This window comes from Blastococcus saxobsidens (genome assembly GCF_002938435.1).
Classification (GTDB): Bacteria; Actinomycetota; Actinomycetes; order Mycobacteriales; family Geodermatophilaceae; genus Blastococcus; species Blastococcus saxobsidens.
In genome coordinates, this window is the sequence record NZ_POQT01000029.1 from 1 (window position 1) to 13,792 (window position 13,792).

Genomic DNA, 13,792 nt, shown 5'->3' on the forward strand with positions numbered 1-13,792 from the left:
CTGGGCCGCGGGAGCCTGCGGGGCAGCCGGAGCCGCGGGGGCGGCCGGCCTGGCGGCGGGTGCACCGGGGCGGGCGGGGGCTGCCGGGGCCGCCCCGCCGTTGCCACCGGTGGCGGCGCCGAGGGCCTCACGGAGCCGCCGGGCCACGGGGGCCTCGACGGTGGAGGACGCGGACTTCACGAACTCGCCCTGCTCCTTGAGCGTGGCGAGCACGGTCTTGCTGTCGACACCGAACTCCTTGGCGAGTTCGTGTACGCGGGCTTTGCCTGGCACGGGTCTCCTCTTTGTGAGGCCGGCGGCTTGCCCGCTCGACCTCGTCGTTAGTGGCGCATGGTCATCGTGAGAACTTCACGGCTGAGTCATCCGACGGTGTCCTGTCGACGTGCGGACCGGCCTGGTGCCGGCCCGACTGGGAACTGCTGTCGCCCGATCCGGTCGGCGTCCGCGGCACCTCGGGACGAGGTGTCGAGAACGTGGTCCCGGAGCGGACCGGCCTCCAGCGGGGTGCTGCATCGCAGCGCCCGCGAGAAGGCCCGGCGCCTCTCCGCCGCGCGCAGGCACTCCTCCGTCGGGTGCAACGAGGCACCACGACCGGGGAGCACCCGTCGTGGATCGGGGACCAGGGCCCCGGCCACCACGACGACGCGTAGCAGATCGTCGACCGTCGCGCGCTTCCGGCACCCCACGCAGGTGCGGACCGGATTCGACGTTTCGGCCATCTGCAACTCTAGCGCGTGGCCGGTCCGCGATGTTCCGCCCGTCGTGGCGCGGACCGCTGACCAGCCGACGGAGCCTGCGATCGGGCACCCGGGGCGCCGTCACGTCCCCCGCCCGGGTGGGCCGGGGTCGCCTGGCGCAGCGGCGGACGCCCCACCCCCGGCGAGGGGGTTGCGTCCGCGTCGTCGGTCTGCGCGTCGCTGCGGATGTCGATCCGGCAGCCGGTCAGGCGGGCGGCCAGGCGGGCGTTCTGCCCTTCCTTGCCGATGGCCAGCGACAGCTGGTAGTCCGGCACGACGACCCGCACCGCCTTGGCCTGGGCGTCGACGAGGCGGGCGCTGCTCACCCGGGCCGGGCTGAGCGCCGAGGCGACGAAGTCGGCCGGGTCCTCGGACCAGTCGACGATGTCGATCTTCTCGCCGTGCAGCTCGCTCATGACGTTGCGCACGCGCTGGCCCATGGGCCCGATGCACGCGCCCTTCGCGTTCAGGCCCGGGACCCGGGTCCGGACGGCGATCTTCGAGCGGTGCCCCGCCTCCCGGGCGACGGCGACGATCTCGACGCTGCCGTCGGCGATCTCGGGCACCTCGAGGGCGAACAGCTTGCGCACCAGGTTGGGGTGCGTGCGCGACACGCTGACCTGCGGACCGCGGAAGGTGCGGGAGACGGCGACGACGTAGGCCTTGATCCGGCTGCCGTGGGTGTAGCTCTCCCCCGGCACCTGCTCGGCCGAGGGCAGCACGGCCTCGACCTTGCCGATGTCGATCATGACCAGGCCGCTGGCGTTGCGCCGCTGGTCGGCCTGCACGATCCCGCTGACGATGTCGCCTTCCTTGCCGGCGTACTCGCCGAAGGTCTGCTCGTGCTCGGCGTCGCGCAGCCGCTGGACGATCACCTGCTTGGCCGTGCTGGCCGCGATCCGGCCGAAGTCGGTGGGGGTGTCGTCCCATTCGCGCACGACCTCGCCGCCGGGCCCGATCTCCTGGGCGAGCACGGCGACCTCGCCGCTCTTGCGGTCGACGTGCACCCGCACGTGCTTGGCGGCGCCGTCGGCGTGCCGGTAGGCGGTCACCAAGGCCGTCTCGAGCGCCTCGATCACCGTGTCGACCGGGATGCCCTTCTCGCGCTCCACCGCCTTGAGCGCGGTGACGTCGATGTTCACTTCTCTCCTCCGTCGTCGTCCGCGGGCTCGGCCTCGTCCAGATCCTCGAGTTCCACGGCGTCGTCCTGCGCGATGTCCTCGTCGATGTCCGCGTCGACGTCCGCGTCGTGGCCGTCGTCGGCGGCGTCCGGCCGGCCGAACTCCACCTGCACCCGTCCGGCACCCAGCTCGGCCCAGGGCACCAGGCGGGGCTGCGGCGGGCGCTTCTTGGCGCCGGGCTTGCCCTTCGCCTCGACGGCCAGGGTCACCCCGGCGTCGTCGACCGCGGTGATCCGGCCGGTCAGCTGCTCGGTGGACCCGCTCGGGCCGGCGGCGACCTGGACCAGGCGGCCGGTGTTGCGGCGCCAGTGCCGCGGGTCGGTCAGGGGCCGGTCGACGCCGGGGCTCGTCACCTCGAGCACGTAGGGCGTCCGCCCCATGCCGTCGTCGTTGCTGTCCAGCACCTCCGACACCGCCCGGCTGACCTCGGCGATGTCGTCCAGGGTGATGCCCTGCTCGCGGTCCACCACCACGCGGACGACGCTGCGCCGGCCCGCCGGCGTGACCACGAGATCCTCGAGGTCGTACCCGGCATCGGTGACGACCGGCTGGATCCAGCCGGTGAGCCGCTCGGTGGCGGGGTCGCTCCGCTGGGTTCCGCGAGAGGCGGACACGCTTGCCTCCTCAGGCTCGGTCGACCGCACGATGCCGTGCGCACCCCCGTCGACCGGCGCCGTGGACCTGCGCCGCAGGCCGGACCCGGTGTCGAGGAGAAGTGTTCAGGCTACCGCCCGGTGACCCGGACCGGATCGCCGCACCGGTCCTCCCGCCCGCGCGACCCCCGCCCCGCCCGGTGGGGCGGGTGGGGCGGACGGGAGACCCGGGGGGACCGGAACGGCGACGCGGAGGAACGAGTCGCCGGCACGCACGGCCTCCGGCGCCTCCGGCTGCGAGGATGGGGGCGATGGCTCCCACCGCTCCCCCCGGCCCGCGGGCGTTCACCCGCCGGACCCTGCTCGCGGCCTCCGCCGCAGGGTTCGCCGTCGCCGTGGCCGGGTGCACCTCCTCCTCGTCGGCCGACGAGCGGGACAGCCTGACCAGCGAGCAGGCCGACGAGCTCGCCGCACAGGTCACCGTGCAGGAGACGCTGGTCGCCGCCTACGACATGGCCTTCGGGGCCGACCCCGCGCTCGCCACAGCGGTCGCCGACCTCGCGACGCAGGCCGCGGAGCAGCTGGAGCGGCTGCGCGCCGCCGCCCCGGGGGACCACCCCGCCGGCGAGCCGATGGGGTCTCCCCCGGCGGGCTCGGCGCGGGACTGGCTGCGCGCGCAGGTCGCCGTCGCCGCCACCTCCCACGCGGCCGCGTGCCTGGACCAGTCCGGCGCGCGGGCGGCGCTGCTGGGCTCCATCGCCGCCGGCCTGCGCGGCCACGAGGCCCGACTGGCATGAGGGAGCCCGCCCATGGCTGACGACACCACCGGCGGCAGCACCGACGCCGCCGCCCTCAACGAGGCGCTCGCCGCCGAGCACGCGGCGATCTGGGGCTACGGCGTCGTGGGCGCCGCCCTCGGGGCCGGCGACCAGGCCGTCGCCGCGGCGGAGGAGGCGCACCGCGACGTGCGCGACCGGGTCACGACGCTGCTCACCGACCGCGGCACCGAGCCCGTGCCCCCCGAGGGGGGTTACGCGCTGCCCTTCCCCGTGCTCTCGCCGGTCGACGCCGCCGCGCTGGCCGCCGTCCTGGAGGACGGCGTCTCGGCGGCCTGGGTGCGGGTGCTCGACCAGGCCGACGAGCGGGACAGCCGCGCGCTGGCCGTGGAGGTGCTCGGCGCCGCCGAGGTGCGGGCCGTCGGCTGGCGGGCCGCCGCGGCGCAGAACCCGACGACCCGGGCGCTGCCCGGGCTGTGAAGGAGTCGGCGACTTCCACCGTTCGAGGCGACCGAAGGCCATGGGTTCTCTGAGCGGGCCGCGCCGCAGGCTCAGCCCACCGCGCCCAGGAAGGCGTCGGTGACGGCGACCGCGGCACTGCTGGACTGGCCGCCCTCGACCAGGACGGCGAACGCCAGGTCCCCCTGGGCCCCGCCCAGCCGGTAGCCGACGAACCAGCCGTGGGAGTCCGGCGGCGTGCTGGTCCCGAACTCGGCGGTGCCGGTCTTGCCGAAGACCTCGCCGCGGTCGCCGAGCGCGGTCGCCGTCCCGGTCAGCACGACCTGGCGCATGAGCGGCCGCAGGGCGTCGAGCACCGCCGCCGGAGGACCCGCCGGTGCGCTGCCCGCGGGCTCGGCGCCCATCACCTCGACCGGCGCGGCCGGCGTCCCGCTGGCGATGCCGGCCGCCACCAGCGCCATCTGCGCCGGGCTCATCAGCACCTGCCCCTGACCGATGGCGTTGGCGGCCTTGGTGGTGCCCGTGCTGTCGGCCGGCACCGTGCCGCTGAAGATGCCGATCGGCAGTTCCCAGGCGGTGCCCACCCCGTAGGCGGCGGCCGCCTCGGCGAGCGCGCCGTCGGGCAGCTCGAGCCCCTGTTGGATGAAGGTGGTGTTGCAGGACTGCGCGAAGGCCTCGGTGAACGGGACGGTGCCGAGGTCGAACTGGTCCTGGTTCTCGAACTCGCGGCCGTCGACGACCGTGGTCCCCGGGCACGGCACCGCCGTGTCGGGGGCGAGCGCGCCGGTCGACAGGAGCGCCGTGGCGGTGATCGCCTTCATGCTCGATCCCGGCGGGAACTGACCGCGCAGCGCGTTGCCCGGGTTCGCGCCCTCGTTCGAGGAGACCGCCAGGATCTCGCCGGTGCCCGGACGGACGACGACCAGGTGCGTGGGGCGCGTCTCCCCGGCGACCGCCGCGTCGGCCGCCGTCTGGACCGCGGGCACCAGGGGCGTCTGCAGCGGCTGCCCCGGCACCGGCTCCACGGCGGCGATCTCCCGTCCGGCGTCGCCGGTGGTCTCGTCGGTGCTGACGACCGACACGGTGAATCCGGGCGTCCCGGTCAGCTGCTCCTGGAAGGCCCGCTGCAGCCCGGAGAGCCCCAGCTGGTCACCGGCGGCGTACCGGGGTGCGCCGTCCTCCTGCGACTCCTCGATCACCTCGGCGGTGGCGGCGCCGACCCGGCCCAGCAGGGCCTCGGCGAACCGCGGCGAGGGCGCCAGCAGGCGCGTCTCGGTCGGGAAGACCGCCCCCGGAAGGTCGAACACCTGGGCCCGGATCTCCTCGAACTGCGGTCGGCGCAGCGAGATGACCGGGACGAACTGGCCGTCGGGTGCCGCCTGGACGTCCGCCACGATCTGCTCGGCGGAGACCCCGGTGGCCCCGGACAGCGCGGCGGCCAGGGCCGGCAGGTCGGTCTCCTGCCCCTTGGCCACCCCGACGTTGACCACCTCGGTGGGCGTGAACAGCGGGGCGCCGTCGGCACCGGTGATCGTCGCGCGCTCCGGGAGGCTGCGGGTGAGCTCGAGGTGCTGCCCCTCCCCCAGCTCCGGGTGCACCACGGCGGGCTCGGCGACGACCTGCCAGGCGTCGTCCCCCTCCTCCAGCCGCAGCACCGCGTCGTAGCTCCAGTCGGGGGCGGCCACGAGGTCCCAGGTGGCCGTCCAGTCGACGGTGGCGGCGCCGTCCTCGACCGCGACCTCCCCGAGCTCGGCGGTGAGCGCGGCGTCGGGCAGGTCGCCGGCCGTCTGCTCGAGGAGCGCGGTGGCGGCGTCCGGCTCGGTGGTCGCGGCGGCCGCGGCGGCGAGGTCACCCCCCGCCCAGTCGTCCAGGAAGGCCTGCGCGGCGGAGCGCACGTCGTCCTCGCTGCTGCCGGAGCAGCCGGCGAGGACGGGGACGGCGAGCAGGAGGGAGATCAGCAGGGTGGGGGCCGGTCGTGTCCGCACAGGTCAACAGTGTCAGAAGAAGGAACCCGTCCCTCTCACGGCTCGCTCCGCTCGCCGCGAGCCTCCGGACGGGGCCATCAGAACAGCACGCTGGAGTACGTCCCGACCTCGCGGAAACCGACGCGGGCGTAGGCCGCGCGCGCCCGGGCGTTGTAGTCGTTGACGTAGAGGCTGACCACCGGCGCGATGGTCGCCCGCGCGTACTCGACGACGGCCGCCGTGCCCGCGGTCCCGATGCCGCGCCCCCGGTACGCCGGGGCCACCCAGACGCCCTGGACCTGGCAGGCCGCCCGCGAGACCGCGCCGATCTCGGCCTTGAACACCACCGCGTCGTGCTCGATCCAGGCCAGCGACCGGCCGCTCCGCACCAGGTCGGCGACCCGGGCCCGGTAGCCGGAGCCGCCGTCGGAGCGCAGCGGGCTCACCCCGACCTCCTCGGTGAACATGGCGATCGAGGCGGGCAGCAGCGTGTCGATCTCCTCGGGGCAGACCGGGCGCACGCGCGGCTCGGGGGGCACGGCCGGCGGACCGTCGATGGCCAGCAGCGGCTGACGGGGCCGGTGGTCCCGCGCCGGGCCCCAGTACGGCGCGAGCAGCTCCCACAGCGGTTCCACCGAGCCGGCCGGGCCGACGATGGTGCTGCACCGCCGGCCGGCCCGCCGCGCGCGGTCGGCGAAGGCCTCCGCCGACCGCTGCTCCGCGCCGGGGAGGGCGAAGGGGATGAGGTTGGCACCGGCCAGGCAGACCGCTTCCAGCGAGCGCCCGGCACCGAACCCCCACAGCGGCGCGCCGACGGCCATCGGCGCGGTGCCCGCCGCCTCGACCCGTCCCGCCAGCCAGCAGGTGGCCACGGGATCGGTGGCCAGCAGCTCGGTGACGGCCGGCTCGTCGCTCTCGTCGAGGACGCGGGCGCTGGGCGTTCGCAGCACGGGTCAGCTGACGGTGACGACCGGCGGGCCGGAGGGCTCGCCGGCGGCGGCCTGCTCACCGGCGATCTTCAGGGCCTCCTCGATGAGGGTCTCCACGATCTGCGACTCCGGCACGGTCTTGATGACCTCGCCCTTGACGAAGATCTGCCCCTTGCCGTTGCCGGAGGCGACGCCGAGATCGGCCTCGCGGGCCTCGCCCGGGCCGTTGACGACGCAGCCCATGACGGCGACGCGCAGCGGCACCTCCATGCCCTCGAGACCCGCGGTGACCTCGTCGGCCAGCTTGTAGACGTCGACCTGGGCGCGACCGCAGGACGGGCAGCTGACGATCTCCAGGCCGCGCTGGCGCAGGTTCAGCGACTCCAGGATCTGGTTGCCGACCTTGACCTCCTCGGCCGGCGGCGCGGAGAGGGAGACGCGGATCGTGTCGCCGATGCCCTGGCTGAGCAGCGCGCCGAACGCGACGGCGGACTTGATCGTGCCCTGGAAGGCCGGGCCCGCCTCGGTGACGCCGAGGTGCAACGGGTAGTCGCACTGCGCGGCGAGCAGCTCGTAGGCGCGGACCATCACGACCGGGTCGTTGTGCTTGACCGAGATCTTGATGTCGCGGAAGTCGTGCTCCTCGAACAGCGAGCACTCCCACAGCGCCGACTCGACCAGTGCCTCGGGCGTGGCCTTGCCGTACTTGGCGAGCAGGCGTTTGTCCAGGGAGCCGGCGTTCACGCCGATGCGGATCGGGATGCCGGCGTCCTTGGCCGCCTTCGCGATCTCGCCGACCTTGTCGTCGAACTTCTTGATGTTGCCGGGGTTGACGCGGACGGCGGCGCACCCGGCGTCGATCGCGGCGAACACGTAGCGGGGCTGGAAGTGGATGTCGGCGATGACCGGGATCTGCGACTTCTTCGCGATGATCGGCAGCGCCTCGACGTCGTCGGTGTCGGGTACCGCGACGCGCACGATCTGGCAGCCCGACGCGGTCAGCTCCGCGATCTGCTGGAGGGTCGCGTTGATGTCCGCCGTCTTGGTGGTGCACATGGACTGCACGCTGACGGGGTGGTCGCTGCCGACGCCGACGCCGCCCACGTCGAGCTGGCGGGTCTTCCGCCGGGGAGCGAGTACGGGCGGGGGCGCAGCGGGCATGCCGAGGCCGACGGGGATCGCCATGCGCCCAGTATCCCCCGCGCTCGCCACAGTGCCGCCGACGGCGCTGTGACCTGCGCCCGGACGCCGCGTCAGAGATTCAGGCGGACCGGGTTGACCACGTCGGCGATCAGGAGCAGGACCGACAGCGCCAGGAAGAGACCGGCGACGGCGTAGGCGACCGGCATGAGCCGGGCGATGTCGAACGGGCCCGGGTCGGGCCGACCGCGCAACCGGGCCACCCCGGCTCGCACCCGTTCGTAGAGCGCACCGGCGATGTGGCCCCCGTCGAGCGGGTAGACCGGCAGCATGTTGAAGAGGAACAGCACCATGTTCATCCCGGCCAGCAGCTGGACGAAGTAGCTGATCTTCTGCGTCCCGGAGAACTTCTCGAACGCGAACACCTCGCCGGAGATCCGGCTGACCCCGACCACGCCGATGGGCCCCAGCGGGTCGCGTTCCTCGCCCAGGAACGTCGCGCGGAACAGCTGCGGCACGCGCTCCGGGATCTCGATCAGCCGGTCCACCGACCGGACGACGATGGTGCCGAGGTGGCCCGGGACGTCGGTGATCGACTGCCGCACGTCGCGCGGCGCCGGGCTGATCCCGACGAAGCCGACGGTCTCGGTCCGTTCGCCCTCGTCGTCGGCGTAGACCCGGTTCTCGGTGGGTGTCACGGTGAGGTCGAGCCGCTCGCCGTCCCGCTCGACGGTGAAGACGACGGGTTCGTCGGCACTGACCCGGATCGCCTCCTGCACCTGCTCCCAGCCGACGTCGGTCTCGCGGGACACCGGCTCGCCGTCCAGGGCGACGATCGTGTCGCCCGGCGCGAGCCCGGCCTCGGTGGCGGGGCTACGGGGCGGCAGCGCGCAGCCGGCGGCCCCGGCCTCGCAGAACCGGCCCTCCGGCGTGATCGGGACCGAGCACGGGTCCTCAGCGCCGGCCGACGCCGCACCGGCGGGCAGCACGCACTCGGGCACCCGGGCGATGGTCGTCGTGATCTCCGGGATGCCGAAGCCGACGAGCACGACCGTGAAGAAGACGACGGCCAGCACCAGGTTGTGGAACGGCCCGGCGAACATGACGATGACCCGCTGCCACCAGGGCTTCTTGTAGAAGACCCGGTCGCCGTCGGAGGGCAGCACGTCGTTGAGCGACTGCCCGCGGACCTCGGCGATGAAGCTGCGCATCCGGGTGGCGCGCTTGCTCTCGCCCTCCTCGGCCGGCGGGATCATCCCGACGATGCGGATGTAGCCGCCCAGCGGGATCGCCTTGACGCCGTACTCGGTCTCACCGCGGCGCCGGGAGAACACCGTGGGCCCGAAGCCGACCATGAACTGCGGGACCCGCATGCCGAACCGACGGGCCCACCAGAAGTGGCCGGCCTCGTGGAAGGCGATGGAGAACATCAGGCCGAGCGCGAAGAGGACGATCCCCAGGATCGTCAGCAGGATCTCGCTCAGCTCAGCCCCTCCGTCACATGCCGCGCCCGATCACGCCCCGGGCGTGCTCCCGGGCCCACCGCTCCGCCGCGAGGACGTCGTCGACGCAGGTGGGCGCGCCGAGATCCGGCGCGGCGTCGAGGGTACGCGCGACGAGGTCGACGATCCCCGGAAACGAGAGCCGACCCGCCACGAACGCCGCGACGGCCTCCTCGTTGGTCGCGTTGTACATCGCCGGGATCACGCCGCCGGCCTCCCCGGCCGCGCGCGCCAGCCGCACCGCGGGGAAGGCCTCGGAGTCCAGCGGGGCGAACTCCCAGGTGCTCGCGGCCGTCCAGTCCAGGGCCGGCTGCACGTCGGGCAGCCGGTCGGGCCAGGCGAGGGCCAGCGCGATCGGCAGCCGCATGTCCGGCGGGCTGGCCTGGGCGATGGTGGCGCCGTCGGCGAAGGTCACCATCGAGTGGACGATCGACTGCGGGTGCACGACGACGTCGATGTCGGCGAACGGGACGCCGAAGAGCAGGTGCGCCTCGATCAGCTCCAGACCCTTGTTGACCAGCGTCGCCGAGTTGATGGTGATGACGGGGCCCATGTCCCAGGTGGGGTGGGCCATCGCCTGCTCGACGGTGACGGCGGAGAGCTCCTCCCGGGTGCGCCCGCGGAACGGGCCCCCGCTGGCGGTCAGCACCAGGCGGGCCACCTCGCCGCGGGTCCCACCCCGCAGGCACTGGACGATGGCGGAGTGCTCGGAGTCGACGGGCACCAGCTGGCCCGGTGCGGCGGCGGCCAGGACGAGGTCCCCGCCGGCGATCAGCGACTCCTTGTTGGCCAGCGCCACCGTGCGGCCGGCGCGCAGCGCCGCGAGGGTGGGCCCGAGGCCGATCGAGCCGGTGATCCCGTTCAGCACGACGTCGGCCGGGCGGGCAGCGAGCTCCTCGGCCGCCCGCGGACCGGCGAGGATCTCGGGCAGGGCGTACTCGCCCTTGGCCCAGCCGCGCTGCGACGCCGCGGCGTAGAAGGCCAGCTGCAGGTCCTGCGCGGCGGTGGCCCGGGCGACGGCCACGGTGCGCACACCGAGGGAGAGCGCCTGCTCGGCCAGCGTGGCGACGTCCCCGCCGCCGGCGGCCAGCCCGGTGATCCGCAGCCGGTCGGGATTCTGCTGGGCGACGGCGACGGCCTGCCGGCCGATGGAGCCGGTGGAGCCGAGGAGGGTGACCTCGCGGGGTTCGCGCACACGCCCATCCTTCCCGACCCGCCGTGTCGCCCCACCTCGGAGGGTGCGACCGCCGGGCTCCTGCCAGAATGGCGGCGTGACCGAGGCATTCCACTCCCCGTCGACCCAGCGGGTCAGCCAGCCCGGACGTGAGGAGGCCGTCGTCCGCGCCGGCTCCCACCCCGTCGAGCACGAGAGCCCGCAGGACTGGGGCTGGCACGGCGAGACCGGCAGGTGGGGTCAGATCGGTGGCTGGCTCGCCACGATCGTGATCCTGACCTACCTCATCGGCAACCACGAGGGCCGCGTCGAGGACCTGTGGCTCTACGGCATCGCCGGCCTCATGGCCCTGACCCTGATCTGGGACCTGCGCCGGAAGAAGACCGCCTGGCGTCGCTGACGCCCCAGCACCTACACGACGGCCGGGTCCCCGCACGGGGCCCGGCCGTCGTCGTCCAGAGCCCCGGCGGAAGCGCCGAGGCGCTCGCCGACGCCGGGATGTCCTGCGGCGGCCGGGTCAGCTGACCACGACGCCGATCGCCGATCCGATCAGGTAGGTGATCGCGGCCGCCGCGGCTCCGAAGAGCAGCTGGCGCAGGCCGGCGTACCACCACGGCCGCGGCGTGAATCGCGCGGAGATGGCCCCGGCGGTCAGCAGACCGATGCCGCCGCACAGCAGCGCCACCCACAGCAGCGAGACGCCGAAGAAGTACGGCAGCAGCGGCAGCAGCGCGCCGGTACCGAAGGTGAGGAACGAGGAGACGGCGGCGACCACGGGCGACGGCCGGTCCTCGGCGCTCACGCCGAGCTCGGCCAGCACGTGCAGGCGCAGCGCGGTCTCCGGGTCGCGGGAGAGCTGGACGGCGACCTGCCGGGCGAGGCGGTCGTCGACACCGCGCACCCGCAGCATCTCGGCGAGCTCGGCCAGCTCCCCCTCGGGGTTGCGCTCGAGCTCGCGGCGTTCCTTCTCCACCTCGAGGTCGAGCTGCTCGTTCTGGGTCTTCACCGAGGTGTACTCGCCCAGCGCCATCGAGACGGCTCCGGCCACGAGGCTGGCGACACCGGCCAGCACGATGCCCCGGGGCGCCGCTCCCCCGCCACCGACGCCGGCGACCAGGGCGGTGTTGGTGACCAGCCCGTCCATGGCCCCGAAGACGGCGGCCCGCAGCCAGCCGCCGGAGACGTCGGCGTGGCCGTGCTCGTGCGCCTCGGCCGCGGCAGGGGGCGGGGTCGGGGCGCCGGCGGTCACGCCTGGTCCGCCTCGGCCCCCAGTGGCACCAGCGGCTCGGCCGGCTCGACCGTGGGGGTGGCCACGGCGACGCTGGGCACGCCGTCGACCTGGTCGGAGGCGGCCAGCTGGCCGCAGGCGCCGTCGATGTCCTGGCCGCGGGTGTCGCGGACCGTCGTCGACACCCCGGCCGCGCGCAGCCGGGCGACGAACTCCCGCTGCGCCGGCAGCGGGCTGGCGTCCCACTGGCTGCCCGGCGTGGGGTTGAGCGGGATGAGGTTGACGTGCGCGAGCTTGCCGGCCAGCAGCTTCCCCAGCAGGTCGGCACGGAAGGGCTGGTCGTTGACGTCGCGGATGAGCGCGTACTCGATGGAGTACCGGCGGCCGGTCTTCCTCGCGTACGCGTCCGCGGCCTCGACGACCTCGGCCACGTTCCAGCGGGTGTTGATCGGCACGAGGGTGTTGCGCAGCTCGTCATCGGGCGCGTGCAGGCTGACGGCGAGGGTGACGTTGCGCCCCTCCTCGGTCAGGCGGCGGATCGCCGGGACCAGGCCGACGGTGGACACGGTGACCGAGCGCTGCGACAGCCCCAGGCCGTGCGGGGCAGCGGTCAGCAGCGCGTCGAGCGTCTTGCGCACGCGGGCGTAGTTGGCCAGCGGCTCGCCCATGCCCATGAACACCACGTTGGAGAGCCGGCCCGGCCCGCCGGGGATCTCCCCGTCCGCCATGGCGGCGGCCGCGGCCACGGCCTGGCCGATGATCTCGGCGGCCGACAGGTTGCGGGTCAGGCCCTGCTGACCGGTGGCGCAGAACGGGCAGGCCATGCCGCAGCCGGCCTGGCTGGAGATGCACACGGTGGCGCGGTCGGGGTAGCGCATGAGCACGCTCTCGACCAGGGCGCCGTCGTGCAGGCGCCACAGGGTCTTGCGGGTGCGGCCGCCGTCGGCCTCCTGGTGCCGCACGGGCGTGAGCAGGCCCGGCAGCAGCGCCTCGACGAGGGTCTCGCGGGCCGCGGCCGGCAGGTCGGTCATCTGCTCGGGGTCGGTGACGCCGCGGTAGAAGTGGCGGGCCAGCTGATCGGCCCGGAACGCCGGCTGGCCGAGCTCGGACACGGCCGCGCGGGCCTCCTCGCGGGTGAGATCGGCGAGGTGGCGGGGCGGCGTGCCGCGGCGGGGGGCGGCGAAGACCAGGGGCAGGGCAGTCATGGCGTGCTCCATCGTCCCACTCCCCCGCCGTCCGTGGCCGGTCCGGAGACCGAACTCACCCGGGCGGGCCCGGACCCTGGCATCGTCGCAGGCATGAGCCGGCTCGCCGACGTCGATCTGTCCGCCAGCCTGTCCAAGAAGGACGGCAAGCAGCAGCTGCAGGAGGCGCAGGACCGGCTGGTCCACCTGCGGCTGCTGCTGGGCGGGCAGATCGGGCCCGGTGAGCTCGGTCCGCCGCTCCTGGTGCTGTTCGAGGGCTGGGACGCCTCGGGCAAGGGCGGGGCGATCCAGCGGCTGGTGGGCGAGCTGGACCCGCGGCACGTGCGGGTGGCCCAGTTCGCCGCACCCACCCGCGACGAGAAGCGGCACCACTTCCTGTGGCGGTTCTGGCCGGTGCTGCCCGGCTGGGGCGGCATGGCCGTGCTGGACCGCACCTGGTACGGCCGGGTGCTGGTCGAGCGGGTGGAGGGCTTCGCTCCCGAGGAGGCCTGGCGCCGGGCCTACGGGGAAATCGTCGACCTGGAGACCTCGCTGGCCGCCGAGGGCACGGTCGTCGTCAAGTTCTGGCTGCACGTCTCGCCCGAGGAGCAGCTGCGCCGGTTCGAGAAGCGCCGCGCCGACCCGTACAAGGCGTGGAAGCTGACCGACGAGGACTGGCGCAACCGGGAGAAGCGCGGCGCCTACGAGGCCGCGGTCGAGGAGATGCTCGAGCAGACCGACACCGCGGTGGCGCCGTGGCACGTGATCGCCGGCGACGACAAGCGGTGGGCGCGGGTCGCCGTCGTCCGCACGGTGTGCGAGGCGATCGAGGCCGCGCTGCACGCCCGGGGCATCGACCCCGACCCGCCGCTGACCGACGACCGATGAGTTCCGGGTGGCTGCCGGGTCTGTAGGGCAGACCGAC

The 13,792-nt window shown here is 74.3% G+C and carries 15 protein-coding genes; 4 read left to right on the forward strand and 11 right to left on the reverse strand.

Annotation, left to right across the window (positions count from 1 at the left end; all coding sequences use genetic code 11):
* The 4 genes from C5507_RS16025 to rimP form a co-directional block, all read right to left on the reverse strand.
* Positions 1 to 273, reverse strand: a 273-nt coding sequence (locus C5507_RS16025) for a translation initiation factor IF-2 N-terminal domain-containing protein (RefSeq protein WP_211295530.1), incomplete at its 3' end; no start/stop codon positions are given.
* Positions 274 to 359: 86 nt separating this feature from the next.
* Entirely contained in the window at positions 360 to 719 is a 360-nt protein-coding gene (locus tag C5507_RS16030) for a YlxR family protein (RefSeq protein WP_104529578.1), read from the reverse strand.
* 8 nt (positions 720 to 727) lie between these two features.
* Positions 728 to 1,879: a transcription termination factor NusA gene (nusA, locus tag C5507_RS16035; protein WP_104529521.1), complete on the reverse strand. Its 1,152-nt coding sequence runs from the start codon at positions 1,877 to 1,879 to the stop codon at positions 728 to 730.
* Positions 1,876 to 2,532 carry a ribosome maturation factor RimP gene (rimP, locus tag C5507_RS16040; RefSeq protein ID WP_104529522.1) on the reverse strand — a complete coding sequence of 219 codons (657 nt, stop codon included), beginning with the start codon at positions 2,530 to 2,532 and terminating at the stop codon, positions 1,876 to 1,878. Before rimP ends, nusA begins: the two co-directional genes overlap by 4 nt.
* Positions 2,533 to 2,822: 290 nt before the next feature.
* On the opposite strand from rimP, the gene C5507_RS16045 reads away from it, so the two are divergent.
* Both C5507_RS16045 and C5507_RS16050 read left to right on the forward strand, forming a co-directional pair.
* Positions 2,823 to 3,308, forward strand: coding sequence for a hypothetical protein (locus tag C5507_RS16045; RefSeq protein ID WP_104529523.1), 486 nt, complete (start codon positions 2,823 to 2,825; stop codon positions 3,306 to 3,308).
* A gap of 12 nt (positions 3,309 to 3,320) precedes the next feature.
* Complete coding sequence (locus C5507_RS16050) at positions 3,321 to 3,767, forward strand: ferritin-like domain-containing protein (protein WP_104529524.1); 447 nt, start codon at positions 3,321 to 3,323, stop codon at positions 3,765 to 3,767.
* A 71-nt stretch (positions 3,768 to 3,838) separates the two neighbouring features.
* Here the strand turns inward: C5507_RS16050 and C5507_RS16055 are convergent, their stop codons facing one another.
* From C5507_RS16055 to dxr, 5 genes are all read right to left on the reverse strand, one after another.
* The gene (locus C5507_RS16055) at positions 3,839 to 5,731 is read right to left on the reverse strand and encodes a penicillin-binding transpeptidase domain-containing protein (RefSeq protein WP_242611107.1); all 1,893 of its coding nucleotides are present in this window, start codon (positions 5,729 to 5,731) and stop codon (positions 3,839 to 3,841) included.
* Between the two features lie 77 nt (positions 5,732 to 5,808).
* Entirely contained in the window at positions 5,809 to 6,660 is an 852-nt protein-coding gene (locus C5507_RS16060) for a GNAT family N-acetyltransferase (RefSeq protein WP_104529525.1), read from the reverse strand.
* Positions 6,661 to 6,663: 3 nt separating this feature from the next.
* Positions 6,664 to 7,824, reverse strand: coding sequence for a flavodoxin-dependent (E)-4-hydroxy-3-methylbut-2-enyl-diphosphate synthase (ispG, locus tag C5507_RS16065; RefSeq protein ID WP_104529526.1), 1,161 nt, complete (start codon positions 7,822 to 7,824; stop codon positions 6,664 to 6,666).
* Between the two features lie 68 nt (positions 7,825 to 7,892).
* Positions 7,893 to 9,263, reverse strand: coding sequence for a M50 family metallopeptidase (locus C5507_RS16070; RefSeq protein WP_341272918.1), 1,371 nt, complete (start codon positions 9,261 to 9,263; stop codon positions 7,893 to 7,895).
* A 13-nt stretch (positions 9,264 to 9,276) separates the two neighbouring features.
* The gene (dxr, locus tag C5507_RS16075; RefSeq protein ID WP_104529528.1) at positions 9,277 to 10,476 is read right to left on the reverse strand and encodes a 1-deoxy-D-xylulose-5-phosphate reductoisomerase; all 1,200 of its coding nucleotides are present in this window, start codon (positions 10,474 to 10,476) and stop codon (positions 9,277 to 9,279) included.
* 76 nt (positions 10,477 to 10,552) lie between these two features.
* On the opposite strand from dxr, the gene C5507_RS16080 reads away from it, so the two are divergent.
* Positions 10,553 to 10,855 (forward strand): DUF2631 domain-containing protein, encoded by a 303-nt coding sequence (locus tag C5507_RS16080; RefSeq protein ID WP_104529529.1) that lies wholly within the window; start codon positions 10,553 to 10,555, stop codon positions 10,853 to 10,855.
* A gap of 117 nt (positions 10,856 to 10,972) precedes the next feature.
* Here the strand turns inward: C5507_RS16080 and C5507_RS16085 are convergent, their stop codons facing one another.
* A complete protein-coding gene (locus C5507_RS16085; protein ID WP_104529530.1) occupies positions 10,973 to 11,704 on the reverse strand; it encodes a VIT1/CCC1 transporter family protein in 732 nt (243 codons plus the stop codon).
* The gene (gene rlmN / locus C5507_RS16090; protein ID WP_104529580.1) at positions 11,701 to 12,888 is read right to left on the reverse strand and encodes a dual-specificity RNA methyltransferase RlmN; all 1,188 of its coding nucleotides are present in this window, start codon (positions 12,886 to 12,888) and stop codon (positions 11,701 to 11,703) included. The genes C5507_RS16085 and rlmN overlap by 4 nt, the downstream gene beginning before the upstream one ends.
* A 93-nt stretch (positions 12,889 to 12,981) precedes the next feature.
* Between rlmN and C5507_RS16095 the strand changes: the two genes are divergently transcribed.
* Positions 12,982 to 13,755 carry a polyphosphate kinase 2 family protein gene (locus tag C5507_RS16095; protein ID WP_104529581.1) on the forward strand — a complete coding sequence of 258 codons (774 nt, stop codon included), beginning with the start codon at positions 12,982 to 12,984 and terminating at the stop codon, positions 13,753 to 13,755.
* Positions 13,756 to 13,792 lie beyond the last annotated feature (37 nt).